28 protein-coding genes are annotated in these 24559 nt (G+C 38.8%); 27 read left to right on the top strand and 1 reads right to left on the bottom strand.

From position 1 onward, the window contains the following. The 18 genes from hepT (at position 1) to J2Y67_RS04725 (ending at position 15951) form a co-directional block, all read left to right on the top strand. Positions 1-963 (top strand): heptaprenyl diphosphate synthase component II, encoded by a 963-nt coding sequence (gene hepT, locus J2Y67_RS04810; protein WP_310171292.1) that lies wholly within the window; start codon positions 1-3, stop codon positions 961-963. A gap of 107 nt (positions 964-1070) precedes the next feature. Continuing rightward, the gene (gene ndk, locus J2Y67_RS04805) at positions 1071-1517 is read left to right on the top strand and encodes a nucleoside-diphosphate kinase (RefSeq protein WP_310171290.1); all 447 of its coding nucleotides are present in this window, start codon (positions 1071-1073) and stop codon (positions 1515-1517) included. A gap of 170 nt (positions 1518-1687) precedes the next feature. Further along, positions 1688-2860, top strand: coding sequence for a chorismate synthase (gene aroC / locus J2Y67_RS04800; protein WP_310171710.1), 1173 nt, complete (start codon positions 1688-1690; stop codon positions 2858-2860). Next, positions 2860-3930, top strand: a complete 1071-nt coding sequence (aroB, locus tag J2Y67_RS04795; RefSeq protein ID WP_310171285.1) for a 3-dehydroquinate synthase — start codon at positions 2860-2862, stop codon at positions 3928-3930. The genes aroC and aroB overlap by 1 nt, the downstream gene beginning before the upstream one ends. 19 nt (positions 3931-3949) lie before the next feature. Further along, complete coding sequence (gene aroH, locus J2Y67_RS04790) at positions 3950-4324, top strand: chorismate mutase (RefSeq protein ID WP_310171283.1); 375 nt, start codon at positions 3950-3952, stop codon at positions 4322-4324. A 36-nt stretch (positions 4325-4360) separates the two neighbouring features. Further along, complete coding sequence (hisC, locus tag J2Y67_RS04785; protein ID WP_310171281.1) at positions 4361-5473, top strand: histidinol-phosphate transaminase; 1113 nt, start codon at positions 4361-4363, stop codon at positions 5471-5473. An 11-nt stretch (positions 5474-5484) separates the two neighbouring features. Next, positions 5485-6588 carry a prephenate dehydrogenase gene (locus J2Y67_RS04780; RefSeq protein ID WP_310171280.1) on the top strand — a complete coding sequence of 368 codons (1104 nt, stop codon included), beginning with the start codon at positions 5485-5487 and terminating at the stop codon, positions 6586-6588. 13 nt (positions 6589-6601) lie between these two features. After that, positions 6602-7891, top strand: coding sequence for a 3-phosphoshikimate 1-carboxyvinyltransferase (gene aroA / locus J2Y67_RS04775; protein ID WP_310171277.1), 1290 nt, complete (start codon positions 6602-6604; stop codon positions 7889-7891). A gap of 103 nt (positions 7892-7994) precedes the next feature. Then, positions 7995-8894 carry a hypothetical protein gene (locus tag J2Y67_RS04770; RefSeq protein ID WP_310171275.1) on the top strand — a complete coding sequence of 300 codons (900 nt, stop codon included), beginning with the start codon at positions 7995-7997 and terminating at the stop codon, positions 8892-8894. A 31-nt stretch (positions 8895-8925) separates the two neighbouring features. After that, positions 8926-10194, top strand: coding sequence for a tetratricopeptide repeat protein (locus J2Y67_RS04765; protein ID WP_310171272.1), 1269 nt, complete (start codon positions 8926-8928; stop codon positions 10192-10194). Positions 10195-10227: 33 nt separating this feature from the next. Then, on the top strand, positions 10228-10794 hold the full coding sequence (locus J2Y67_RS04760) for a ReoY family proteolytic degradation factor (RefSeq protein ID WP_310171270.1): 567 nt from the start codon (positions 10228-10230) through the stop codon (positions 10792-10794). A gap of 42 nt (positions 10795-10836) precedes the next feature. After that, positions 10837-11337, top strand: a complete 501-nt coding sequence (locus J2Y67_RS04755) for a YpiF family protein (RefSeq protein WP_310171266.1) — start codon at positions 10837-10839, stop codon at positions 11335-11337. A gap of 142 nt (positions 11338-11479) precedes the next feature. Then, positions 11480-11986 carry a QcrA and Rieske domain-containing protein gene (locus J2Y67_RS04750; RefSeq protein ID WP_310171263.1) on the top strand — a complete coding sequence of 169 codons (507 nt, stop codon included), beginning with the start codon at positions 11480-11482 and terminating at the stop codon, positions 11984-11986. 3 nt (positions 11987-11989) lie between these two features. Continuing rightward, entirely contained in the window at positions 11990-12664 is a 675-nt protein-coding gene (qcrB, locus tag J2Y67_RS04745) for a menaquinol-cytochrome c reductase cytochrome b subunit (protein WP_026573265.1), read from the top strand. Positions 12665-12733: 69 nt separating this feature from the next. Beyond that, a complete protein-coding gene (locus tag J2Y67_RS04740) occupies positions 12734-13507 on the top strand; it encodes a menaquinol-cytochrome c reductase cytochrome b/c subunit (protein ID WP_310171259.1) in 774 nt (257 codons plus the stop codon). Positions 13508-13741: 234 nt separating this feature from the next. Next, on the top strand, positions 13742-14335 hold the full coding sequence (gene lhaT / locus J2Y67_RS04735) for a lipoprotein heptaprenylglyceryl N-acetyltransferase LhaT (RefSeq protein ID WP_310171257.1): 594 nt from the start codon (positions 13742-13744) through the stop codon (positions 14333-14335). Between the two features lie 78 nt (positions 14336-14413). Continuing rightward, a complete protein-coding gene (ypjB, locus tag J2Y67_RS04730) occupies positions 14414-15208 on the top strand; it encodes a sporulation protein YpjB (RefSeq protein ID WP_310171255.1) in 795 nt (264 codons plus the stop codon). A gap of 59 nt (positions 15209-15267) precedes the next feature. Further along, complete coding sequence (locus tag J2Y67_RS04725) at positions 15268-15951, top strand: zinc metallopeptidase (RefSeq protein ID WP_310171253.1); 684 nt, start codon at positions 15268-15270, stop codon at positions 15949-15951. A 30-nt stretch (positions 15952-15981) separates the two neighbouring features. On the opposite strand, the gene J2Y67_RS04720 is transcribed toward J2Y67_RS04725, so the two are convergent. Continuing rightward, the gene (locus tag J2Y67_RS04720; protein WP_310171251.1) at positions 15982-16854 is read right to left on the bottom strand and encodes a YitT family protein; all 873 of its coding nucleotides are present in this window, start codon (positions 16852-16854) and stop codon (positions 15982-15984) included. Between the two features lie 177 nt (positions 16855-17031). Here J2Y67_RS04720 and J2Y67_RS04715 point away from each other — a divergent pair, with 177 nt between their 5' ends. From J2Y67_RS04715 to panC, 9 genes are all read left to right on the top strand, one after another. Next, the gene (locus J2Y67_RS04715; RefSeq protein WP_310171248.1) at positions 17032-17376 is read left to right on the top strand and encodes a nucleotide pyrophosphohydrolase; all 345 of its coding nucleotides are present in this window, start codon (positions 17032-17034) and stop codon (positions 17374-17376) included. 5 nt (positions 17377-17381) lie between these two features. Continuing rightward, positions 17382-18185 carry a 4-hydroxy-tetrahydrodipicolinate reductase gene (gene dapB / locus J2Y67_RS04710; protein ID WP_310171246.1) on the top strand — a complete coding sequence of 268 codons (804 nt, stop codon included), beginning with the start codon at positions 17382-17384 and terminating at the stop codon, positions 18183-18185. Positions 18186-18197: 12 nt separating this feature from the next. Beyond that, positions 18198-18617, top strand: a complete 420-nt coding sequence (mgsA, locus tag J2Y67_RS04705; protein WP_310171243.1) for a methylglyoxal synthase — start codon at positions 18198-18200, stop codon at positions 18615-18617. Then, the gene (gene bshB1, locus J2Y67_RS04700; protein ID WP_310171241.1) at positions 18604-19323 is read left to right on the top strand and encodes a bacillithiol biosynthesis deacetylase BshB1; all 720 of its coding nucleotides are present in this window, start codon (positions 18604-18606) and stop codon (positions 19321-19323) included. Before mgsA ends, bshB1 begins: the two co-directional genes overlap by 14 nt. Then, entirely contained in the window at positions 19320-20465 is a 1146-nt protein-coding gene (gene bshA, locus J2Y67_RS04695) for an N-acetyl-alpha-D-glucosaminyl L-malate synthase BshA (protein WP_310171239.1), read from the top strand. Before bshB1 ends, bshA begins: the two co-directional genes overlap by 4 nt. After that, positions 20458-21657: a CCA tRNA nucleotidyltransferase gene (locus tag J2Y67_RS04690; protein WP_310171237.1), complete on the top strand. Its 1200-nt coding sequence runs from the start codon at positions 20458-20460 to the stop codon at positions 21655-21657. The genes bshA and J2Y67_RS04690 overlap by 8 nt, the downstream gene beginning before the upstream one ends. Further along, positions 21642-22619 carry a biotin--[acetyl-CoA-carboxylase] ligase gene (locus J2Y67_RS04685; protein ID WP_310171235.1) on the top strand — a complete coding sequence of 326 codons (978 nt, stop codon included), beginning with the start codon at positions 21642-21644 and terminating at the stop codon, positions 22617-22619. The genes J2Y67_RS04690 and J2Y67_RS04685 overlap by 16 nt, the downstream gene beginning before the upstream one ends. A 244-nt stretch (positions 22620-22863) precedes the next feature. After that, complete coding sequence (gene panB / locus J2Y67_RS04680) at positions 22864-23700, top strand: 3-methyl-2-oxobutanoate hydroxymethyltransferase (protein WP_310171233.1); 837 nt, start codon at positions 22864-22866, stop codon at positions 23698-23700. Continuing rightward, entirely contained in the window at positions 23697-24545 is an 849-nt protein-coding gene (gene panC, locus J2Y67_RS04675; protein WP_310171231.1) for a pantoate--beta-alanine ligase, read from the top strand. The genes panB and panC overlap by 4 nt, the downstream gene beginning before the upstream one ends. The last annotated feature ends 14 nt before the right edge of the window (positions 24546-24559 follow it).

The following is a 24559-nucleotide window of genomic DNA, read 5'->3' as shown; positions in this document are numbered from 1 at the left end:
ATGAAATTAAAAATGATGTATTCATTTTTGAATTCGGATATAAACATAATTGAAAAGAAGCTTGAGGAAACGATTCAGTCAGACTCGTTTCTTTTAAAGCAAGCTTCGATGCATACACTTCAAGCTGGAGGAAAAAGAATTCGTCCTATTTTTGTTTTGCTTGCGGGAAAATTTGGTCATTATGATATTGAAGTAATGAAAGACGTTGCGGTAGCCTTAGAGCTTATCCATATGGCTTCACTTGTTCATGATGATGTTATTGATGATGCTGATTTAAGAAGAGGGAAGCCAACGGTAAAATCAAAATGGGATAATCAGATTGCGATGTATACAGGTGATTTTGTTTTTGCTCTATCGCTTGAATTAATGTCTAATATTAAAGAGCCTGCAGCGCATAAAATTCTAGCCAATACAATTGTAGAGGTTACAATTGGGGAAATCCAACAAATCAAGGATAAATACCGTTTTGAGCAAAATTTCCGTGATTATTTCAGAAGAATTAAGCGGAAAACGGCCTTGCTAATTGCTGCAAGCTGTCAATTGGGGGCTATTGCAGCTGGTGCCAGCGAATCTGTCCATAAAAAATTATATCGTTTTGGGTATTATGTAGGGATGTCCTTTCAAATAACCGATGATATTTTGGATTTTACTTCTTCTGAAGAAGAACTTGGAAAACCCGCAGGAAGCGATTTGCTACAAGGAAACATTACGGCACCAGTTCTATATGCAATGGAAAATGAGAAAATTCGCCGGGAAATCGTAAAAATAAACGGGAATACACAGCCGTATCAGATTAGCGAAATCATTTCCTTAATAAAACAATCAGGAGCGATTGAAAAATCGATTGCATTGAGTGACCTTTATCTTGATAAAGCATTGACCGTTCTTGAAGAACTGCCTTCAAATAAAGCAAAGAAAACGCTGCGAGATATTGCGAAGTATATTGGAAGACGCAAGTTCTGATGTTTATCCAGGCTTTCTGGTCTTGCGGAATTATCAAAAAAATGGTACTATTTTTGTTGATTGCTTTATCATGGCAATCATATACATATTGATTTAGGAGTGGAATTATGGAAAGAACATATTTAATGGTAAAACCTGATGGCGTACAGCGTAATTTAATTGGTGAAATTGTGGCACGTTTTGAAAAAAAAGGATTCCAACTTGTTGGAGCAAAATTAATGAGTATTCCAAAAGAAGTTGCTGAAGAACATTATGGTGAGCACAAAGAACGTCCTTTCTTTGGCGAATTAGTCGATTTCATTACATCCAGTCCAGTATTTGCAATGGTTTGGCAAGGTGAAAACGTGATTGCTACTGCTCGTCAAATGATGGGATCTACAAATCCTAAAGATGCAGCACCTGGAACGATTCGCGGCGATTTCGGTGTAACCGTTGGTAAAAACGTAATCCATGGTTCTGATTCACCTGCAAGTGCAGAGCGCGAAATCGGCATTTTCTTTAAAGAAAATGAGTTGGTTGAATATTCAAAACCTGTAAATGATTGGATTTATTAAAAAAGTATGGAAAAAAGCACTTGTATAATTTTTATACAGGTGCTTTTTTGTATGCGATTTCAAATACTTTTTGCCTATTTTCGGAATAGTTTTACTATGTTTATTGTCCAGGATATGTTATATTGATAAATAATTCTTTAATGAGTTGAAGGGAGAAAGAACAAATGGGGATGAGATATTTAACAGCAGGAGAATCCCATGGGCCTCAATTAACAACAATCATCGAAGGTCTTCCTGCGGGTATGCCGTTATTAGCTGATGATATAAATGAGGAGCTAGCAAGAAGACAAAAAGGTTATGGCCGTGGCAGAAGAATGCAAATTGAAAAAGATACTATTGAAATTGCATCAGGAATCCGTCATGGATATACCCTTGGTTCACCAGTTGCTTTAGTAGTAAAAAATAATGACTGGAAGCACTGGACGAATATAATGGGAGCAAATCCACTTCTTGAAGGGGAAGAGGATGAGATAAAAAGAAAAATTACACGACCCCGACCAGGACATGCCGATTTAAATGGGGCAATTAAATATGGTCATCGTGATATGAGAAATGTTCTTGAACGCTCATCTGCACGTGAAACAACAGTAAGAGTTGCAGCGGGTGCAGTGGCAAAGAAGCTTTTGTCATTGGTAGGAATTGAGCTTATTTCTCATGTCGTTGAAATTGCCGGAATTAAAGCAGAAGTTGACCCATTCTTAACCTATGAGTCCCTTAAGGAACGGACTGAAGAATCTCCTGTTCGATGTGCAGATCCGGATGCAGCACAGAAAATGATGGCTGCGATCGATGAAGCGAAGAAAAATGGAGATTCTATCGGTGGAGTTGTAGAGGTTATTGCGACAGGTATGCCGGCAGGGGTTGGAAGTTATGTACATTATGATCGAAAATTAGACTCAAAATTAGCTGCAGCAATTGTCGGAATTAATGCGTTTAAAGGGGTCGAAATCGGTATTGGTTTTGAGGCAGCAAGAAAGCCTGGCAGTGAGGTGCATGATGAAATTGCCTGGGATAAGGAAAAAGGTTATTACAGAAAAACCAATCGTCTTGGCGGCTTTGAGGGCGGTATGACCACCGGTATGCCAATCGTTGTCCGCGGGGTTATGAAACCAATCCCTACGCTTTATAAGCCGCTTATGAGCGTCGACATCGATTCAAAGGAGCCGTTTTCTGCAAGTGTCGAACGGTCTGACAGCTGTGCCGTCCCAGCAGCTGCTGTTGTAGCAGAAAATGCAGTGGCTTGGGAACTTGCGAATGCCCTTGTGGAGCAATTCTATAGCGATCGCTTCGATACGTTTGCTGAGGAAATTAACAGACAGCGGGAATATGCGAGGGAATTCTAATGCCAATTATTCCTATTCAAACTGAGTCAAAACGTTATCAAGTTTATGTTGGGGAAGGGATTCGAAAGGAAATACGCTCTTTTATAGACAAGCATTTTAACAAGCTGACAAAAATATTAATCATTACAGATGAGACAGTCGGCAGTCTTCATCTTAAAAAACTATTAGACTGTCTTATGCCTTTGGAACCGGTTATTTTTACCGCGCCAAGTGGAGAGAAAGCTAAAACTTTCGATGTTTATTACTCGGCATTAGGGACCGCTTTAGAAAATCGATTAGACCGTAAGTCTGTAATCCTGGCTTTAGGCGGTGGAGCAGTTGGGGATTTATCCGGGTTTGTTGCTGCCTCTTTTATGAGGGGAATCCCATTTATTCAAATTCCGACAACCATTTTAGCTCATGATAGTGCTGTTGGCGGGAAGGTTGCCATTAACCATCCATTGGGAAAGAATATGATTGGTGCTTTTCATCAGCCTGAAGCTGTTTTTTATGACCTTGAATTACTTTCTACATTACCCGAGCAGGAAATACGCTCTGGTTTTGCAGAAGTCATAAAACACTCGCTCATTTACGATCCCGACTTTTATCGTTGGCTAAAAAACAATATTAGTGATCTTACAACCTTAACAACCGAGCAATTAACCTATTCATTAACAAAAGGAATTGCCATCAAAAACGAATTTGTTTCAAAAGATGAAAAAGAAACAGGGATTCGGGCCTATTTAAATTTCGGACATACACTTGGACATGCCATTGAATCAGAAATGGGATATGGTAATTTTACCCATGGGGAAGCTGTTATGATTGGGATGGTTTTTGCGTTAAAACTAAGTCATGATTTAAACCGTCTTTCATTTAATTTAAACGAATTTATCGAATGGGTTCAAAGCCTTGGCTATGAGACTAAAATCCCAGATGGATTAGTGAATGAACAATTAATTGAAAAAATGAAACAAGATAAAAAAACAATTGGTGAAAATATTCGATTTGTTTTACTTGAACAAATTGGTAAACCAATTCTTCAGGAAATTACTGAAGAATTATTATTAAAAGAACTAAATAGTTTTTAAACAAGGGGGAACTTTTTTCATGATTAGAGGGGTGAGGGGAGCAATTACAGTTAGCGGAAATACCGAGGATGAGATTGTTTCTGCAACTGAAGAGCTCGTCAAAGAGATCATTGATAGCAATCAGATTCACCCAACTTCTGTTGCATCAGTTTTTATTTCAACAACAGAGGACCTAGATGCAGCATTTCCTGCTAAGGCTTTACGGAAGTTTGCCGGATGGACCTATGTACCTGTAATGTGTATGCGGGAATTGCCTGTACCAAATTCCTTAAAACTTTGTGTCAGAATTATGATGCATGTTAATACGGAAAAAATGCAAGAAGAAATTAACCATATCTATTTAAGAGATGCAAAAATTTTAAGGCCTGATTTAGATGACAGTATTGAGCTTTAATGAAATAGCAATATTCTTTCGATGGGGTGGAGAAAAATGAGATGGAAAGAACAATTATTAAGCTTAACTCCGTACCAACCGGGGAAATCCATTGATTCAGTAAAAAAACAATATAATCTTGAACAAATTGTAAAGCTGGCATCGAATGAGAACCCATTCGGATGTTCAAAAAAAGTGCTCTCAGCGCTGCAATCAAATGATATTGGTTTTGCCATTTATCCTGATGGATATGCAACCAATCTAAGGGAAACATTAGCTGCCTTTTTGCAGGTTAATCAAGATGAACTAATCTTCGGAAATGGTTCGGATAACCTTATTCAAATTATTTCAAGGGCATTACTTCATCCGGATTCAAGCACAGTAATGGCATCTCACACTTTTTCACAGTATAAACACAATGCAGTGATAGAAGGAGCAATCATTAAGGAAGTTCCATTAATCAATGGGGACCATGATTTAGATGGAATGCTTGCAGCGATTGATGAAAAAACAAACATTGTTTGGGTATGCAGTCCAAACAACCCTACAGGTACATATATTCCTGAAAATACATTAGTTTCATTTCTAGAAAAAGTTCCGCCTGAAGTTTTGGTAGTCCTTGACGAGGCTTACTTTGAATATGTTGTGGCTGATGATTATTATGATTCAATTTCATTAACAAGAAAATATCCAAATTTAATTGTGTTAAGAACATTTTCAAAAATTTATGGTCTTGCATCGCTCCGGATTGGTTATGGTGTTGCCAACCCTAAAATTATTAAAGCACTGGAACCTGCAAGAGAGCCATTTAATGTAAATTCATTTGGGCAACTGGCAGCTGCGGCGGCACTATCGGATGATGGATTTATAAAGAAATGCCAAACGGTAAATAGACAAGGTCTTGAACAGTACTATCAATTTTGTGAGCAAAATCAACTTACTTATTATCCTTCCCAAACAAACTTTATTTTGATTGATTTTAATGAGGATGGAGACAAGGTATTTCAATATTTACTAGAACGCGGGTATATTGTTCGTTCAGGAAAGGCACTTGGATTCCCAACTTCTGTTAGGATTACTGTTGGTTCATTTGAACAAAATGAAGGTTTGCTAAAGGTGCTGAATGAGTTCCTTCGTGAAAGTCGTGTGGAACAGCACCAGGGAAAGTAGGAGGAATATCTTTGAAAGGCCGTGTTTTTGTTATTGGATTGGGGCTAATTGGTGGTTCCCTAGCATTGTGTATAAAAAAGGAACATCAAGATGCCACAATCATTGGATTTGATATTAATGTCGAACAGGTACGCCTGGCAAAAATGCTGGGAGTGATTGATACTTCAGCCGAAAGTATCAAAGAGGGTGCTCTTTCGGCTGATTTAATTATTATTTCAGCACCGGTAAACGAAACACAGGCAATTATTGAACTTCTTTCTGATCTGCCATTAAATCCTGAAGTGATTGTAACAGATACGGGAAGTACAAAAGGAAAAATTGTAGAGAGTGCCCGCAGGTTAAAAGAAAAAGATATTGTTTTTATTGGCGGTCATCCAATGGCTGGTTCCCATAAAAGCGGTGTTACTGCTGCAAAAGAAATTTTATTTGAAAATGCATTTTATTTATTTACGCCTGAAGGGCATGTCGAAAATTCAAAGTTGGAGAAATTAAAATATTGGCTCAAAGGAACAAGGGCAAAATTTTTAACGATATCACCTGAAAATCATGATTTTCTTACTGGAGTCGTTAGTCATTTTCCACATATTATTGCTGCATCAATTGTTCGCCAGACTGAAAAATTGGCTTCAGATGAGGTGCTGATTCCACGATTGGCAGCCGGCGGGTTTAGAGATATAACAAGGATTGCCTCTAGCAATCCGGAAATGTGGAAGGATATCTTATTGAATAATCGGAAGATATTAATGGGTCTTCTCGATCAATGGCAGGCGGAAATGAATGGAGTTAAGGATCTGCTAGAAGAGGAAAACTCACAGGCCATCTTTCAGTACTTTCAACAAGCGAAGGAATTCCGAGACCGTCTGCCTGTCAGGGAAAAAGGGGCTATTCCGGCCTTTTATGATTTATATGTGGATGTTCCTGACTATCCGGGGGTAATTTCTGAAGTTACAGGCTATCTCGCTAAAGAAAAAATCAGCATTACCAATATTCGGATCATTGAAACTAGGGAAGAAATATATGGGATACTTGTCATCAGCTTTCAAACAGAAGAAGACCGTGAAAGAGCGGAACAATGTATTGCCACGTATTCTAGTTACGAAACTTCAATAGGGTAAAAAAGGTGATTCTATGAAAGATTTACAATTACAAACGAACATAAAAGGCTTAACAGGGAAAATTGATATTCCGGGAGATAAATCTATCTCTCACCGTTCCGTCATGTTTGGCTCAATTGCACATGGGGAAACAAGGGTAACGAACTTCTTACTCGGTGAGGATTGCTTAAGCACAATATCGTGCTTTAGGAAGCTGGGAGTGAGCATTTCGAGAGAAGGTAACGAGCTTAAGATCATTGGAACAGGATTTGAGGGTTTAAAAGAGCCGGATGAATTGTTAGATGTCGGAAATTCCGGAACGACGATTCGCTTACTATTGGGAATTCTTGCCGGCAGACCATTTTTTAATTCACTGATCGGTGATAAATCAATCGGTAAAAGACCAATGACAAGGGTAACCAATCCGTTGAAGCAAATGGGTGCACAAATAGATGGACGCGAGAACGGTGCTTACACGCCTCTATCCATTCGCGGCGGCAAACTTAAGTCCTTTACCTATGAATTGCCAGTTGCGAGTGCGCAAGTGAAGTCTGCTCTTATTTTAGCCGGACTCCAGGCTGAAGGGGAAACGACCCTCATTGAACCGGCAGAAACGAGGGATCATACAGAAAGAATGATCCGAAAGTTTGGCGGGGAAATCGAGAAAGACAATCTGACCATAAAAGTAAAAGGCGGTCAACAGCTAAAAGCAGCAACGATCCACGTCCCGGGGGATATATCATCTGCAGCCTTCTTTCTTGTTGCGGGTGCCATTGTTGAAGGTAGTGAAATTTCCTTGAAAAATGTTGGGTTAAATCCTACCCGAACAGGTATTATTGAGGTCATGCAGGCCATGGGTGCTAATATACAAATTCAAGTCCAGGATGAAAGTTCTTTTGAACCGGTTGGGGATATTGTAATTAAAACCTCCAAGCTGAAAGGGACAGTTGTTCAAGGTGAGATTATTCCAAGATTAATTGATGAAATCCCTATTATCGCCCTATTGGCTACCCAGGCTGAGGGTACCACAATCATTAAGGATGCGGAAGAACTGAAGGTGAAAGAAACAAACCGGATTGACACGGTTGTTAATGAGTTAACCAAATTAGGGGCATCCATTGAAGCAACAGATGACGGAATGATTATTCACGGAAAATCTGAACTGGGTGGGGGAAAAGTGTCCAGTCATGGTGACCACCGAATTGGTATGATGCTGGCGATTGCTTCACTTCTATGTAAAGAAGAAGTAGTTCTTGAAAATTCCGAAGCCATTTCTGTTTCCTATCCCAACTTTTTTGACCATTTACATTCACTTATTAAGTAGAAAGCTGCATTCTCTGCAGCTTTTTTTCTATAGTGAAAATATGGAAGGCATATTTCACAAAATCCCACATAGCTTGTCTTAAAGACAAGTAAAGGGTGATTTTATGGTCTATATAATCGAAAATGCCAATATTCTAAAAGATAACCAATTGCAAAGACGCTGCCTGCTAATTAAAGATAATAGAATTGCCTCCATACGAACAGATGTTAGCCAATACAAATGGATGAAAATGAATGCAGAAGCCTACATTATGACCCCCACATTTGTCCTACTTAATAACCATCTCCCTTCTAAGGGAACCTTTCAAGAAATTAAAAAATATATGACCGACACATTTTTAATAAAAGGCTGCACGACAATTTTAACCTGCGTGAATGTTTCCTACGAGAAAGAAATACTTGAAAAATTGCGAGAAATGAAAACAGCACTTATGGGCAGTCCTGTAGATTTTATCATTGGTGTAAAAATTCCAATAAAATTGCTCACACAATCATTGATCAGAATCTGCAAAAGAGAAAGGATACCAGCCATTTTTGTAGAAATAAATAAAGTAGAGGAGCTCGAGATGATTCCATGGGGGTGGATAAGAGAGGCTATGTTTCCATTTAATAATCCTCTAATCCCAGTAATATCTTCAAAGGACAAAAAAGAAGCCAAAGATATCTTGAACAGATGGAATATGATCATGATAAAAGAAAAAATCCCATGCCTTTCCGGGGAATTGGAAGAAAATGAACCACTGTCGGCAGCTGTTTTAAATAAAATAGGTCTATATCCTCAAAAGGCAAGTTTAATGCATGGGGCTGAGGTAAGCTATAACCTATATTTAAAGGCTAGAGAAATCAAGAATGTTGATGAAGTGAGTTTATTTCATTATCATGGTGATAGACTTGTAGTGACAATTCATAAAGGAAAGGTTATTCGTTCAGGGAGAGAGGTTTTATATAGACCGGGGAATGGTGAATATGTTAAAGTGAAAACCACATCTTATTTTACTATTTAACCGAGAAACCTGGGAACGAGAGGATAAGAAAATGGACCGCATAAATAAAATTATTCAAATGTTAGAGAAAGGCCAACATAAAGAAGCATTAAATGAATATAATGTTGTATTAAACAGCGGCATGTCTGACGAAAAATTCCTTTTAGCAGAGGAGTTATACCAGTTTGGGTTTTTAGATGAAGCAAAAGCTCTAGTTGAAAATCTTTTAGAGATTTATCCTGAAGAAGGTGAACTTCTGGTTCTTCTTGGTGAAATCCTAGTTGAAGCAGGTGAAGAGGAAAGAGCAATTCTTGTTCTTGAAAGAATCGCTGAGGTAGATCCAAATTATGGACAATCGTTATTATTGCTTGCTGACTTGTACCAAGTTCAAGGACTATACGAGGTTTGTGAAAGAAAGCTTCTAAAAGCGAAGAAAATTTTACCTGAAGAAGTAATTATTGATTTTGCGCTAGGGGAACTTTACAGCGAACAGGGTGAAATCATCAAGGCGATGGCCGCATATGAAATTGTATTAAAAGAAAACAGTATGATTGCTGGGGTCAATATTAATCAACGTTTGGCTGAACTGTTAAGCTCCTCAGGCGCTTTTGAAGAGGCTCTGACCTACTATGATAAGGCACTCGATGAAAAGTTAGAAATTAATACCCTTTTTGGCTATGCATTCACAGCACTCCAAGCGGATTACAATCGAACATCAATTGAAAAGTTTGAGGAATTAAAAGTACTTGACCCCGAGTACCACTCCTTATATTTACATCTTGCAAAAGCATATGAGCGTGAAGAAGAACTGGAAAATAGCTTTCGCACCATTCAGGAGGGAATTAAACAGGATGAATTTAACAAGGACCTCTATTTTTATGGGGGGAAAATAGCGATTAAACTGGGAAAAACAGACGAAGCCGAACAGCTCTTTCGAGAGTCGCTTGCATTAGATCCCGGTTTTACTGAAGCAGCCCTTACGTTAAATAAACTGTTTATTCAACAAGAGCGATACGAGGATGTCATTGATTTAATCACTCAGCTGGATTATGAGGAAGACGAAGAACCTCAGTTTTTATGGGATGCCGCACTTAGCTTTCACAGGTTAGAGGAATTTTCATATGCATTAGACAAATATGAAGCTGCATATACTTTTTTTAAAAACAATTCAGACTTCCTGCGAGATTACGGATATTTTTTAATTGAAGAAGGAAAAACGGTCACGGCTGCCGAAATTTTTAAACAGCTGCAAAAAAACGATCCAACAAATGAAGAGTACATTGATTTACTTGAACGTCTCAAAGGTACAGAAGATTACTAATAAAGCTGAAAAGCGCAGAGGAGGGAAACTTTTATGGCAACCCCTGTTTCTGTCAACGAGAAAAAGGACTTTATTCGCTGGTTTTTAAATCATTATCAACTGAAAAGAAGAGAATGTGTGTGGATCCTCAACTATTTAATGAGCCACGATCAATTAATGGAAAAGGTTCATTTTGTCGAGCAAGCACAGTATTGCCCACGGGGACTGATTATGTCTACCCATTGTGTTGATAAAGTACCGTTTCGCTTTTATAAAGAAAATGTGATGACAACAGATGCTGAGAAATCTTTTCACGATATCCGTTTAAATCGTGATGAAGAAATTTTTATTCAATTGAATTTCCATGCATCGAATCAGGCACATCAATATGCAGCTGTACTGGAAGAAAATCCTTTTGTACCGAAACACCTTCAGGTAAATGAAAAAGACGGGATTATCGCAGAACAATTTCTGCAAAAGAGTATCGAACGCTTCCAGAGGGAGAAACTGCTTCAGTTGATTGACGAAGCTTTAGACAAACAGGATCAAGCAGCCTTTCTTGAATTAACCGAAAAATTAAATAACCTGAAAAAAATTGAGCAAAAAGGTGGCTTGCTATAGGCAGGCCTTCTTTTTTTGTTCCTTGTTAATGGCGAAAATGGTATGATGGTATTAGTGAAATTAAAGGCTGGTGTAAAAATGAAATGGATTCCGAAAGATATTGATACATTTTTAGGCGCAAAAGAGTACATAGATACGGCGATTGTTCCGATTTACTCTGTTTCCTTTGGGGATGAAATGAAAGACTCGGCGTCAAAGCACGAGTTTATTACCTTGCTTACAAGTTATTTGGAAAGACAGTTTACCGGAAGAATTTTATTATTTCCCCCCTATACATACTTAAAAAATGAAAGAATTGAAAATACTATGAGTGAATTAAAAAAATGGGAGGAAAATATCAAAAATAGTGAGCTAAAACATATTTTTTTCATTACATCTGAAATCGAATGGAAATCGCAAGAAGAAAAACTTAACGGTTCGTTAATTTGGCTTCCTTCAATACCACTCGAGCATATGGACGAGACTCAGAAGGTATCAATCATTGATTCACAGGTCAAACAGCTTGTAAACCTTTTTACCGAAAAGTGGCACAAAAATGACTAATTCTCTGGTTATAATATGTTTTTAAAATAGTATGATATTGACCTTGCTTAAAGATTGATATATCATGATTATGTCCTAGTTTTATATGTGTTTAATAAATGTCCGTGTGGACTAAAACTTTAGAAATAGAGGGGGGATATGAATGAGTAAGAATCGCGTTACAAGACGCCAATTTTTAAGCTACACATTAACTGGCGTAGGTGGTTTCATGGCAGCGGGGATGTTAATGCCAATGGTCCGTTTTGCTGTGGATCCTGTTTTAAAAGCCGACGCGGGCGGTAACTTCATACCAACAAAGCAAAAGGCGGCTGATTTAACAAGTGAGCCTGTTCGTGTTGACTTTACCTTTAAGGAAAAGGATGCATGGTATGAGTCCGAAGTTACCAATACTGCCTGGATTTATAAGGACGATAATGGGAAAATTGTTGCTCTTTCACCAATTTGTAAACATTTAGGCTGTACGGTTAACTGGAATACGGATAAGGCACATCCGAACCAATTCTTTTGTCCTTGCCATTTTGGCCGTTATGAAAAGAATGGTAAAAACATTCCTGGAACACCGCCGCCACAACCGCTTGATCTATATCCGGTCAAGGAAAAAGACGGTTATATTCTTTTAGGTAAAGCACAACCACGGACGGAGGTGTAATAATTGTTAAACAAAATTTACGATTGGGTAGATGAACGTTTAGATATTGCGCCTTTGTGGCGGGATATTGCAGACCATGAAGTACCTGAGCATGTAAACCCCGCGCATCATTTTTCTGCGTTTGTATACTGCTTTGGCGGTCTAACGTTTTTTGTTACCGTAATTCAAATTCTTTCTGGTATGTTTTTAACAATGTATTATGTACCGGATATTAAAAATGCTTGGGAGTCCGTTTACTATCTCCAAAATGAAGTAGCATTCGGGCAAATCGTACGCGGAATGCATCACTGGGGAGCTAGTTTAGTTCTTGTCATGATGTTCTTACATACGTTACGTGTCTTTTTCCAAGGTGCATATAAAAAACCTCGTGAACTTAACTGGATTGTCGGAGTACTTATTTTCTTCGTCATGCTTGGATTAGGTTTTACAGGATACCTATTGCCTTGGGATATGAAAGCGTTATTCGCTACAAAAGTAGGTCTTCAAATCGCCGAGGCCACACCATTTATCGGCTCCTATATCAAAGTATTGCTTGCGGGGCATGAACACATTGTAGGTGCTCAAACCTTAACCCGTTTCTTTGCGATTCACGTGTTCTTCCTGCCTGGAGTATTATTTGGTTTAATGGCTGCCCACTTCGTTATGATTCGTAGACAAGGGATTTCAGGGCCACTTTAATACTCTAATTGATAATGGAGAACTAGTAACTATTTTTTCACTTTTACGGAAAAAGGAGGGGATCGCTCGATGCATAAAGGTAAAGGTATGAAATTCGTAGGTGACTCTCGTGTGTTAGCACCTGAGGCACGTAAAAAAATGCTGCCAAAGGATTACTCAGAGTATCCTGGTAAAACAGAAGCATTCTGGCCTAACTTTCTATTAAAAGAATGGATGGTTGGGGCAGTATTCCTTGTCGGTTTTTTATGTTTAACAATTGCACATCCGGCCCCGCTAGAAAGAATTGCGGATCCAACTGATACAGGCTATATCCCATTACCGGACTGGTACTTCCTCTTTTTATATCAATTACTGAAGTACTCATATGCTTCAGGTCCATATACGGTTATCGGTGCTTTGATTATACCTGGTCTTACTTTCGGAGGACTATTATTGGCTCCATTCTTAGATAATGGTCCGGAGCGTCGTCCATTTAGACGTCCGATTGCAACAGGTTTAATGCTGCTTGCATTGGCTGCTACAGTCTTTTTAACTTGGCAATCAGTTGCAACCCATGACTGGGCTGCAGCAGAACGTCAAGGTAAAATTGTGGCTAAAGTTGAAATTGATAAATCAAATCCTGGATATGAAGTATTTAAAAGTCAAGGCTGTATTAACTGTCACGGTGAAAACCTTCAAGGTGGTGCCGGGGCACCAGCACTTACTGCTACAGGTTTAAAGCCTGAGGAAATTGCGAAAATCGCAAAAAATGGTAAGGGTGCAATGCCTCCTGGTATCTTCAAAGGGAATGATCAGCAGCTTAAACAGCTTACTGAATTTATTTCAGGTCTTGGAGCAAAATAATAGAAAAAAGAAAAAGCTGGCGGTTTCGTCAGCTTTTTTATTCATATAAGATAAGAATAAATAAAATTTTTGACTTCGAGAATTGTCCAGCTCCAGCGCCTAGCCCCTCGAGGTTGCTTCGGTCCCGCCAATGAAGTCAAAGAACGACTTCACTGTCGGGCCCTCCAGCACTTGTCGGGGCTGACCAAGGCGCTTGCGCTTTTCTTATCTAAAACAATGATAGGGGGAAAATAGGTGGGATGGGTTTATCCTCTTCTGGCTAATCGTTCGATACTTAAACTTTTACTGATTGTTAATATTGTTGGAACTGTTTATGGGTATTATTGGTATGGATGGCAGTTAAAAGACACACCGGCAAAATTTTTAATTTTTGTTCCGGACAGTCCAACGGCAAGTTTATTTTTTGTTTTTGTTCTTATCGCATTTTTAATGAAAAAAAACTGGCCCTTAATAGAAGCCTTAGCGATTGTTACCCTTTTTAAGTATGGAATTTGGGCAGTAGTCATGAATATTCTCGTTTATTTTGTTGAAGGAGAACTAAGCTGGGCTGGGTATATGTTAATTTTCTCTCACTTTGCCATGGCTGTTCAGGGACTATTATATGCTCCGTTTTATCGTTTAAAATGGTGGCATTTAATTGTTGCCGCTATTTGGACTTTACATAATGATGTGATTGATTATGTCTTTTTCATGCTCCCGCGATACGAAATGTTAGATCAGTACATACCTGAAATTGGATACTTTACTTTTTGGCTATCGATTTTGTCCTTAGGAATTGCTTATTTTTTATGCATCCGTCCGAAACACTATACGCTTGAAATAAAATAAAAGTAACATTTTAAAATTTGGTCTATCCTTGTCCAACCCTTCATACATTTTATTAGTAATGAAAGGGGGGGACAAGGATTGAAATTTAAATGGCTTTTATTATTTGCAATGGTTTTGCTGCTCGCTCCCATAAGTGTAAATGCTGAGCAAACTTCACCGATGGAAAAGCTTGATGATATCTCTGATGAAGCACTTCAAATGGTGAAATTCCATAGATATGATGATGCTAAACAGCTGCTTAATTATTTCTCTGATCAATTTACAAGTATAAAAAATATACAACAGCCATTAACGGTGGACGAGCTAAGAATTATAAATACTTCACATGATGAAGCGCTGGAGGCGGCAGCAAGCCCGGATATGAAATATGAGGAACGGATCAATAAATTAACAAAATTCCGACTGGTTATTGATGCGATTGCGACAAGCCATAGACCGCTTTGGACGGAAATGGAAGGTCAAATCATGACTGTTTTCCACCAAGCCAAAGAAGCAGCCCAAGCACATAATTCTGCTGATTTTCATTACAATTTTAATAAATTTCTCTCCCTTTATAATGTCATCTATCCAAGTATGAAAGTGGATGTTAGTGCAGAAAATATTCAAAGAATTGATGCCCGTATTCATTTTATTGATGAATATCGTACTCAAATGATAAGTGATTCTAAAAGCCAGAAAGAACTGGACGGATTAGATTCGGATTTAAAAAATCTTTTTGAGAATATGGACGAGGATGAAGCAGATCCGTCCCTTTGGTGGGTAATCATCTCGACAGGAAGCATCATTATAGCAACCTTATCCTATGTCGGATTGAGAAAGTATAAAGGTGATAAAGAAATGAAAAAAGGTCGCTCCAGAGATCAAAAAAATTGACGAATTGATTCGGCAACAGTAAACTGATAGGCAACAAGAGCTAAAATTGGAGGTTCATCATGTTTTACCTAGTATATTTTGCAATTATTGTCTTGATTCCGTTATGGGCTCAGCTGAAGGTGAAAAGTACTTTTGCAAGATATTCACAAGTACCATCCGCCACGTACCGGCAAGGTTCGGAGGTTGCCAGAGAGATATTAAATGCCAATGGCCTATATAATGTGGGAATTGAACAGGGGCATGGTTTTTTAAGTGATCATTATGATCCAAGGACGAAAACAGTCCGGTTATCACCGGAAAACTATCATGGACATTCATTAGCAGCAGCAGCGGTTGCTGCTCATGAATGCGGGCATGCCATACAAGATTCACAAAGATACGCTTTTCTAAGATTTCGCCACGCCCTTGTACCGGTAGCAAATATTGGTTCTAATTTTTCATGGGTGCTGATTATGATTGGGATGCTTGCCCATCAGAGCGGGATGCTGCTTTTAGGAATAATTTTTATGGCAGCTGCTGTCCTTTTCCAACTGGTAACACTGCCGGTTGAATTGGATGCCTCGAGCCGTGCTATGAAGCAAGTTGTTTCGCTAGGTTTAATTCGAAATAATGAAGCAAGGGAAACTCGGAAAGTTCTTAATGCGGCAGCCTTAACATACGTGGCAGCAGCAGCTGTTGCGGTTTTAGAATTACTAAGACTTGTGCTGATTTATACGGGGATGACTCGAAATAATGATGACTAAAAAACAATGTCCGCACTGGACATTGTTTTTTTAATCTACAATTGGCATCTTGTTTTCATCTAATGTGAACCCTTCCCCATGAACATCATGAACAATGCTGACCGATATAAAAGCATGTGGGTCGATTGCCGTTATTAAATTTTTTAACCGGACAATTTCATTTTTTGCAACGACACAATAAAGGACTTCCCGGTCGTTTTTCGTATAGGAGCCATACCCTCTTAAGGCAGTAACCCCACGCTCCATTTCATCCATGATTTTTTTTGAAATTTCTTCATTTTTTTCAGAAATAATCATTGCACCTCTTGCGGTATAGGCACCTTCCTGCATAAAGTCTATGACTCTTGCACCAACAAAAACAGCTACTAACGTATACATAGCCTGCGTATATTTTAGATAAGTAAGCAAGGATAAAATAATAACACATGTATCAAACATGAACATGGTTTTACCCATATTCCAGCCAATATACTTTTGGACAAGTCTGGCGATGATATCTACTCCTCCTGTTGTTCCTCCTGATCGAAAAATAACTCCCAGTCCAATTCCTGCAAAAACCCCGGCAAATAAGGCTGCCAATGTGAGGTCGTGCTCAAGGGGCATTTTAATCGGAAATCTTTGGAATATCCATAAGAAAATCGAAACGCCAACAGTGCCAATAATGGAATAGATGAATGCATTTCTCCCTAATATCTTCCAACCTATGAGGAAAAGAGGGATATTTAAAATAAGGTTTGTATAGGAAGGGTCCCATTTAAACAAAAAGTATAATAGGAGTGTAATTCCGGTAAAGCCGCCTTCAGCTAATTTATTTTGCATATTAAAATTGACAAGACCAAATGACATAATGGCAGTTCCAATTAAGATGAAAAGGATATTCTTTATTTTAAGGCCAAAAATCATCAAATTTCCCCCTTTGTTTCCATATTTTTCTCTTTATCAATGTTTTTTATTATATCTAAATACAATGGGAAGAGCAATCCTATCAGAAAGTTCCCAATTTCATCAAAAATATTTGTAAAATAGCGTTATTTTAGCTACTATGAATAGCAGTAAGACACTTATTTAGAGGTGAAAAGGATGTCGAACGGGAAGTCGATGAAGGACCTGCAAAACGAGGTTGATCAATACATAAGCCAATTTAAAGAAGGATATTTCAGTCCATTAGCGATGTTGGCAAGGATGACAGAAGAATTAGGTGAACTTGCAAGGGAAATCAATCATTTTTATGGTGAGAAACCGAAAAAAGACAGTGAAACTGAAAAAGCCATTGAAGAGGAGCTTGGAGACCTATTGTTTGTATTGATTTGCTTCGCTAATTCTTTAAATATAGATTTGGAAGATGCTCATGATTATGTCATGAAAAAATTTAATACAAGAGATAAAAATCGCTGGACAAGAATTAATATAGAAAATGGAGAGTGAGTTAAATGGAACAAATAAAAGTAATTATTGCAGGACCGCGTGGAAGAATGGGAAAAGAGGCCGTTTTGCTGGCTGCAAATACGGAGCATTTTGAGCTGACAGCTGTTGTCGATTATAAATATGATGGGAAGCAGCTAAATGACATACAAGGCTTTCAGCTTCCTATTGAAGTACCGGTTTTCGGAAATCTTGAAGCCTGTTTGCAAACCATTAAAGCAGATGTATTAATCGATTTAACAACACCGGAAGTCGGCATGCATCATACAAAAACAGCGCTTGAATATAATGTAAGGCCTGTTGTTGGAACCACCGGATTTTCTAAAAGTGACTTAGAAGAACTGGAGAGATTATGCAATGAAAAAGAATTAGGCTGTATCATTGCACCTAATTTTGCAGTTGGTGCTGTCTTAATGATGAAATTCTCGCAAATGGCCGCAAAATATTTTCCGGATATTGAAATTATTGAACTTCATCACGACCAAAAGCTTGATGCGCCATCCGGCACAGCTGTTAAAACGGCGGAAATGATTGCCGAAGTGAGAGAAGTAAAGAAGCAAGGGCATCAAAATGAGAAAGAAACAATTGCGGGTTCAAGAGGGGCTGATTTCGAAGGAATGCATATTCATTCAGTTAGATTGCCAGGTTTAGTTGCACACCAGCAGGTTTTATTTGGATCTGATGGACAAACCTTAACCATAAGACATGATTCTTATAATCGCGCCTCTTTTATGTCCGGGGTGAAAGTGGCTGTAGAAACAGTTATGAACCTTAAAACATTTGTGTATGGTCTTGAAAATATTTTAGAATAGGAGTTCCTTCATATGAATATCGCATTAATTGCCCACGATAAAAAAAAGAACGATTTGGTTCAATTTGTTACGGCCTATCAAACGATTTTTTCAAAGCATTCGCTATTTGCAACTGGAACAACCGGTTTAAGGATTGGTGAAGCAACGGGATTAGAATTGACACGGTTCAAATCCGGTCCGCTTGGAGGGGATCAGGAAATTGGTGCATTGATTGCAAAAAATAAAATGGATGCGGTATTCTTTTTTCGCGATCCACTAACCGCACAGCCGCATGAGCCTGATGTAACTGCACTTGTTCGCTTATGTGATGTGTACTCAATCCCGCTTGCGACGAATATGGGCTCTGCAGAATTATTGATTCGTGGGTTGGACCAAGGACTGCTTGAATGGAGAAATGTGATGAAAAATGGTGAGACAGATGGAAAAGAATAAGTCCTTACATATCCTCGCATTCGGTGCTCATGCTGATGATGTAGAGATTGGCATGGGCGGGACTATTGCTAAATTTTCCGAGCAAGGTAAGCGAATTGGGATTTGTGATTTAACTGATGCAGGACTTTCCTCAAATGGGACGGTGGAGCTGAGGAAAACAGAGGCGGCAAATGCTGCAGAAATTCTCGGAGTGACCTATAGAACATCACTTGCCCTGCCGGATAGAGGATTATATATAACTGAGGAATACATAAAAATGATTGCCGGGGTTATAAGACAATTGAAACCCAATATCGTGTTTGCCCCGTATTTTGAAGATCGCCATCCTGATCATGGGAATTGTGCACGCCTTGTTGAGGAGGCAGTTTTTTCTGCAGGCATTCGCAAATTTAAAACAAATCAAGATGAGGCACCGCATCGGGTTGAAAGAATGTATTTTTATATGATTAATGGTTTCCACAAGCCGGATTTTACCATTGATATATCACAGCAAATGGATAAAAAAATTGAGACATTAAGGGCATATAAGAGTCAATTTGAACGAACGGAAGAAAGCTTCGATACACCGCTTACGAATGGATACATTGAAACAGTTGAGGCAAGGGAAAAAATGTTTGGAAAACTGGTTAGCGTCCCTTTTGCTGAAGGATATAAGACAAAAGTTCCTCTCCTTGTAGATTATGATTTATTAGGAGAAACAAAATGAGGAAACTAAAAATCGGGATTACCTGCTATCCGACAGTCGGCGGTTCAGGTGTTGTCGCAACAGAGCTTGGAAAAATGCTTGCAGAGAAAGGGCACGAAATTCATTTTATTTCATCGAGCATGCCGTTTCGACTAAATCGGATGTACCATAATATTTATTACCATCAGGTAGAAGTAAATCAATATTCTGTATTTCAATATCCACCCTATGACATCGCGTTAGCCAGTAAAATGGCAGAGGTAGCGAATCGAGAGAAATTAGATATCCTTCATGTTCATTATGCCATTCCACATGCGGTTTGTGCCATTTTAGCAAAACAAATGAGCCACCATGAATTAAAGATCGTCACGACCTTACATGGAACAGATATAACCGTTTTAGGATATGACCCTTCTTTGACCGACGCAATTAAATTTGGCATTGAAAAATCAGATGCCGTGACGGCTGTATCAAATGCTTTAATTAATCAAACCTATGAACTAATTAATCCGGACAAGCAAATTGAAACGGTTTATAATTTCATCGATGAGCGAGTCTATCAAAAAAGTGATGTACAGCATCTAAAAACTGAATTTCAAATAAAGGAATCGGAAAAGGTAATTATTCATGTTTCCAATTTTCGTGCTGTAAAACGGGTTCCGGATGTAGTTAAAACGTTTGCGAAAATTTCCGCGGCTTTGCCTGCTAAATTATTATTAGTTGGTGATGGGCCGGAAATGACGAATGTTTGTAAGCTCGTCCGTAAATTAGGTATAGAGGACCGTGTTCTCTTTTTAGGAAAACAAGAAAGCCTTGAAGAATTATATTCAATCAGTGATTTAATGCTCTTATTATCAGAGAAGGAAAGCTTTGGCCTTGTGGCACTTGAAGCAATGGCATGTGGTGTTCCGTGCATTGGGACAAATGTTGGTGGTATGCCTGAAGTGATTGAACATGGAAAAACGGGATTCATATGTGAATTGGGAGATATTGAAGATGTCTCTAGTAAAGCAATTGAAATTTTAAAGGATGTACATCTCCACGAAGACTTTTCGTCAAGAGCAGTGGATACGGTTATAAATAAATTTAATGCCCAAAAGGTAGTTGCACAATACGAACAATTATATTTTAAGCTTTTGAAAAAAGGTGAAGTGTATGATTGAACCTTTTTTGTCTGCCCTGCCAGTTCTTCAAAAATTAGCGGACTCAGGCTATGAGGCCTATTTTGTCGGGGGATCTGTCCGAGATTTTCTTTTAGGGAAGCCAATAAGTGATGTAGATATTGCTACATCCGCGACACCGGATGAAGTGAAAAAAGTTTTTTCTAAAACCGTAGATATTGGTATTGAACATGGAACCATCCTTGTTTTGTACAGAAATTCATCATATGAAATTACAACGTTTAGAACTGAATCTGAATACCAGGACTACCGAAGACCAAAAGAAGTCTCGTTTATTCGGAACCTGAAGGATGATTTAAAGCGCAGGGATTTTACGATGAATGCCATCGCAATGGATCAAAGCGGTAACCTTATTGATCCTTTTGAAGGTCAAAAGGCGATTCAGGAAAAAATCATTAAAACTGTCGGACAAGCCGAGGAACGATTCCAAGAGGATGCACTAAGAATGATGAGAGCAGTCCGCTTTATAAGCCAGCTGTCTTTTTCAATTGAATCGCAAACATTATTAGCGCTCGAAAATCTTGCTCCCCTGCTTGGTAAAATTGCTGTAGAACGGAAACGGGCAGAACTAGAAAAATTACTGATTGGTCCAAATTGCAAGGAAGCAATCAATATTTTGCTTAACACAGGCCTATACCGCTACTTGCCTGGTTTAGATAATCAAAAGGAGCAACTAAAAAAACTTTTTCGTTTGAATTGGAACAGTCTGACCAAAAATGAAATGTGGGCGCTAGTACTGTATTGTATAAACTTAAAAGGAAAAGAGATTGAACTTTTTTTAAGAAATTGGAAGCTGGCCCTAAAAGATATTAGGGAAATTCAACAAGTCATCTTTTTCCTCGAGTCGCGGCTTAAAAAAGACTGGGAGCCATATGATTTGTATTTAGCGAAACGGGACATCATTGTATCAGTTGAAAAGCTTTTTCAGGTGATAAATGGAACGAGTGAGGCACGAATAATTGACGATTTGGTAAAAAGCTACGACAGGCTTCCCATAAAGGAACGGGGAGACCTGGGGGTTACAGGGAATGATTTGCTAGCCTGGTTCAATCAAGAAGCCGGTCCATGGTTAAAAGATTCTCTTTTATCAATCGAACGAGCTATTGTCGAGGGAAAAGTATTGAATGAAAAAAACAAAATCAAGGAGTGGCTGATGGAGTGCAATCAGAAATAAGAAAAGAATTGCTGGATGCCTTCACAAATGCAGGCGAATCCTATTTATCAGGACAACAATTAGCTGAATTAATTGGCTGTTCCAGAACGGCTGTTTGGAAGCATGTGGAAGAGCTCCGTAAGGAAGGCTTTGAACTTGAAGCAGTTCGACGAAAAGGGTACCGAATTTTGAAAACACCTGAGAGGATAACGGCAGATGAGATCAGGCTTGGATTAAAAACTGAATACATTGGCAGGAATATTCATTATGAGGAAAGTGTGGAGTCAACACAAAAGATTGCCCACCGGCTAGCACATGAAGATGTTCCTGAGGGAACAACCATCATAGCGGAAGAGCAGCTATCTGGGAGAGGAAGAATGGAAAGAAAATGGCATTCTCCGAAATATACAGGTATCTGGATGAGCATAATCCTTCGCCCGAATATTCCCTTAATAAAGGCACCCCAGTTGACGCTGTTAACGGCCGTTGCGGTCGTACAAGCCATAGAAGAGATTACAGGTTTAATACCGGAAATAAAATGGCCAAACGATATCTTAATGAACGGTAAAAAGGTAACAGGTATTTTAACCGAACTTCAAGCGGAAGCAGATAGAATTCACTCCGTTATTATCGGGATCGGGATCAATGTGAATCAGAAAAAAGATGATTTTCCTGAGGAGCTTCAGGAGACGGCAAGTTCTCTATTGATTGAAAAAGGAGAACCAATTTCCCGCGCTGAACTAATTAAAAGTATTTTTATTCATATTGAAAAATGGTATGGTCTTTATTTAGAGAAAGGCTTTTCTTCACTTAAGCTACTTTGGGAAAGTTATGCAGTTAGTATCGGCAAACATCTAAAGGCTCGTACTTTAACAGAGGTAATTGAAGGAAAAGCGCTTGGTATAACTGAAGATGGTGTTTTACTCTTAGAAGATAATAATGGTGTCATCCGGCATATTTATTCTGCAGATATAGAGCTTTAACAATCTTTAGTTGCACATTTTGGATATTTTGTTATAATTTCATTGGGCAGTATCAATCAGAACTGCACCTGTAGATTGAAAAAACATATAAAAATGGATTCTGCCTAGATCCGAAATTTCGGACCGGGACAGAGGGATGAACATAAACAAGAGTAACAAAGATCCTCTCTGCCTTCAGAAGGGTCTTTTTATTTGCTAACTCTTAACGTTTACTCGCCTCTTCCTAATAAAAGGAGGTATGTTGATGAAACAAAGTACTGATTTTCTTAAAATGAAACAAAATGGGGAAAAAATCGTCATGTTAACGGCCTATGACTATCCATCCGCTAAACATGCCGAGCAGGGAGGAGTAGACATCATTTTAGTTGGGGACTCATTGGGAATGGTTGTCCTCGGTTATGATTCTACTATTCCAGTAACCCTTAATGACATGATTCACCACACAAAAGCAGTTAAGCGTGGAGCCAAAGACACCTTTATTGTCGTGGATATGCCATTTTTAACGTATCATTTGTCTGTTCATGAAACGCTGAAAAATGCCGGAAGACTGATTCAAGAAACAGGAGCTCATGCGGTAAAGCTTGAAGGTGCAGATGATGTCATTGAAAAAATAGCTGCCCTTACGAAGGCAGGAATACCAGTTTGTGCCCATTTAGGGTTAACACCACAATCGGTTGGTGTTTTAGGTGGATATAAGGTTCAGGGGAAAGATGCCCATGCAGCAATCAAATTAATGGAGGATGCAAGAGAATGTGAACGTGCAGGAGCATTTGCTGTTGTTTTAGAATGTGTTCCAAAGCAGCTTGCACATGAAGTTGCAAAAGAATTGAACATTCCCGTGATTGGGATTGGTGCGGGGCAAGCTGTAGATGGACAAGTCCTTGTATATCATGACATCCTAGGGTATGGTGTTGAACGGGTACCTAAGTTTGTAAAGAAATATTCAAATCTAAATCCATTTATTACGGAATCAATCCAAGCCTATACCGAAGAGGTTAAATCAAATAAATTTCCGGAAGAACAGCATTCCTTTACGATGAAACAAGAAGAACTTCAAGGTCTTTATGGAGGAAAACAATGAGGGTTATTACAACTGTCAAAGAAATGCAATCAGAGGTTATAAAACAAAAAGGACAAGGAAAATCTGTCGGCTTTGTCCCGACCATGGGTTTTTTGCATGAGGGTCATCTCAGTCTTATAAAAAAAGCGAGAAAAGAAAATGATCTGGTTGTGTTAAGCATATTTGTAAATCCCCTTCAGTTTGGTCCAAATGAAGATTTTGCCACATATCCCCGTGATTTTGAACGGGACCGGGCATTGGCAGAGTGTGAAGGCGTTGATTTTCTTTTTCACCCCTCTGTTGAGGAAATGTATTCAAATCCTTCATCCGTTACCTTAGTGGTTCAAGCGCGTACGGACGTTTTATGCGGCAAATCCCGTCCCGGTCATTTTGACGGGGTGGCAACAGTTCTGACGAAGCTTTTCCATATTGTACAGCCGACTAGGGCTTATTTCGGGAAAAAGGATGCTCAGCAAGTGGCGGTTGTTGAAGGGTTAATTACTGATTTAAATTTCCCGGTGGAATTGGTACCTGTTGATATTGTTCGAGAAGCAGACGGACTTGCTAAAAGCTCAAGGAATGTAAATCTTCTTCCTGAAGATAGACAGAAGGCAGTTGTTCTTCATAAAAGCCTGCTGCAAGCGAAAAAGTTGATTGGTGAGGGTGAAAGAAAGCCTGATGCGCTAATCAGCTTAATTAAGGAAATGATTACTTCAGAGAGCAGCGGCCGTATTGATTACGTAGAAATATTGTCCTACCCTGAGTTACTTCCCTTAGAAAGAATAGAGGGGAAATTCATTATCGCATTGGCTGTACATTTTACTAACGTTCGTTTAATTGACAATTTCATCTTAGAAATGGATTAATCTGTAACAATAGA

It is taken from the genome of Neobacillus niacini (assembly GCF_031456445.1).
Lineage (GTDB): Bacteria > Bacillota > Bacilli > Bacillales > Cytobacillaceae > Neobacillus > Neobacillus niacini_I.
The sequence above is the reverse complement of the archived record's forward strand: the minus strand, read 5'-3'. Positions and strand labels throughout refer to the sequence as shown.

Excerpts from the sequence above, each read along its gene's own strand:
- hepT (WP_310171292.1), top strand. The coding sequence starts at position 1 with ATGAAATTAAAAATGATGTATTCATTTTTGAATTCGGATATAAACATA.
- ndk (WP_310171290.1), top strand. The coding sequence starts at position 1,071 with ATGGAAAGAACATATTTAATGGTAAAACCTGATGGCGTACAGCGTAAT.
- aroC (WP_310171710.1), top strand. The coding sequence starts at position 1,688 with ATGAGATATTTAACAGCAGGAGAATCCCATGGGCCTCAATTAACAACA.
- aroB (WP_310171285.1), top strand. The coding sequence starts at position 2,860 with ATGCCAATTATTCCTATTCAAACTGAGTCAAAACGTTATCAAGTTTAT.
- aroH (WP_310171283.1), top strand. The coding sequence starts at position 3,950 with ATGATTAGAGGGGTGAGGGGAGCAATTACAGTTAGCGGAAATACCGAG.
- hisC (WP_310171281.1), top strand. The coding sequence starts at position 4,361 with ATGAGATGGAAAGAACAATTATTAAGCTTAACTCCGTACCAACCGGGG.
- aroA (WP_310171277.1), top strand. The coding sequence starts at position 6,602 with ATGAAAGATTTACAATTACAAACGAACATAAAAGGCTTAACAGGGAAA.
- J2Y67_RS04770 (WP_310171275.1), top strand. The coding sequence starts at position 7,995 with ATGGTCTATATAATCGAAAATGCCAATATTCTAAAAGATAACCAATTG.
- J2Y67_RS04765 (WP_310171272.1), top strand. The coding sequence starts at position 8,926 with ATGGACCGCATAAATAAAATTATTCAAATGTTAGAGAAAGGCCAACAT.
- J2Y67_RS04760 (WP_310171270.1), top strand. The coding sequence starts at position 10,228 with ATGGCAACCCCTGTTTCTGTCAACGAGAAAAAGGACTTTATTCGCTGG.
- J2Y67_RS04755 (WP_310171266.1), top strand. The coding sequence starts at position 10,837 with ATGATGGTATTAGTGAAATTAAAGGCTGGTGTAAAAATGAAATGGATT.
- J2Y67_RS04750 (WP_310171263.1), top strand. The coding sequence starts at position 11,480 with ATGAGTAAGAATCGCGTTACAAGACGCCAATTTTTAAGCTACACATTA.
- J2Y67_RS04740 (WP_310171259.1), top strand. The coding sequence starts at position 12,734 with ATGCATAAAGGTAAAGGTATGAAATTCGTAGGTGACTCTCGTGTGTTA.
- J2Y67_RS04725 (WP_310171253.1), top strand. The coding sequence starts at position 15,268 with ATGTTTTACCTAGTATATTTTGCAATTATTGTCTTGATTCCGTTATGG.
- J2Y67_RS04720 (WP_310171251.1), bottom strand. The coding sequence starts at position 16,854 with ATGATTTTTGGCCTTAAAATAAAGAATATCCTTTTCATCTTAATTGGA.
- J2Y67_RS04715 (WP_310171248.1), top strand. The coding sequence starts at position 17,032 with ATGTCGAACGGGAAGTCGATGAAGGACCTGCAAAACGAGGTTGATCAA.
- dapB (WP_310171246.1), top strand. The coding sequence starts at position 17,382 with ATGGAACAAATAAAAGTAATTATTGCAGGACCGCGTGGAAGAATGGGA.
- mgsA (WP_310171243.1), top strand. The coding sequence starts at position 18,198 with ATGAATATCGCATTAATTGCCCACGATAAAAAAAAGAACGATTTGGTT.
- bshB1 (WP_310171241.1), top strand. The coding sequence starts at position 18,604 with ATGGAAAAGAATAAGTCCTTACATATCCTCGCATTCGGTGCTCATGCT.
- bshA (WP_310171239.1), top strand. The coding sequence starts at position 19,320 with ATGAGGAAACTAAAAATCGGGATTACCTGCTATCCGACAGTCGGCGGT.
- J2Y67_RS04690 (WP_310171237.1), top strand. The coding sequence starts at position 20,458 with ATGATTGAACCTTTTTTGTCTGCCCTGCCAGTTCTTCAAAAATTAGCG.
- panB (WP_310171233.1), top strand. The coding sequence starts at position 22,864 with ATGAAACAAAGTACTGATTTTCTTAAAATGAAACAAAATGGGGAAAAA.
- panC (WP_310171231.1), top strand. The coding sequence starts at position 23,697 with ATGAGGGTTATTACAACTGTCAAAGAAATGCAATCAGAGGTTATAAAA.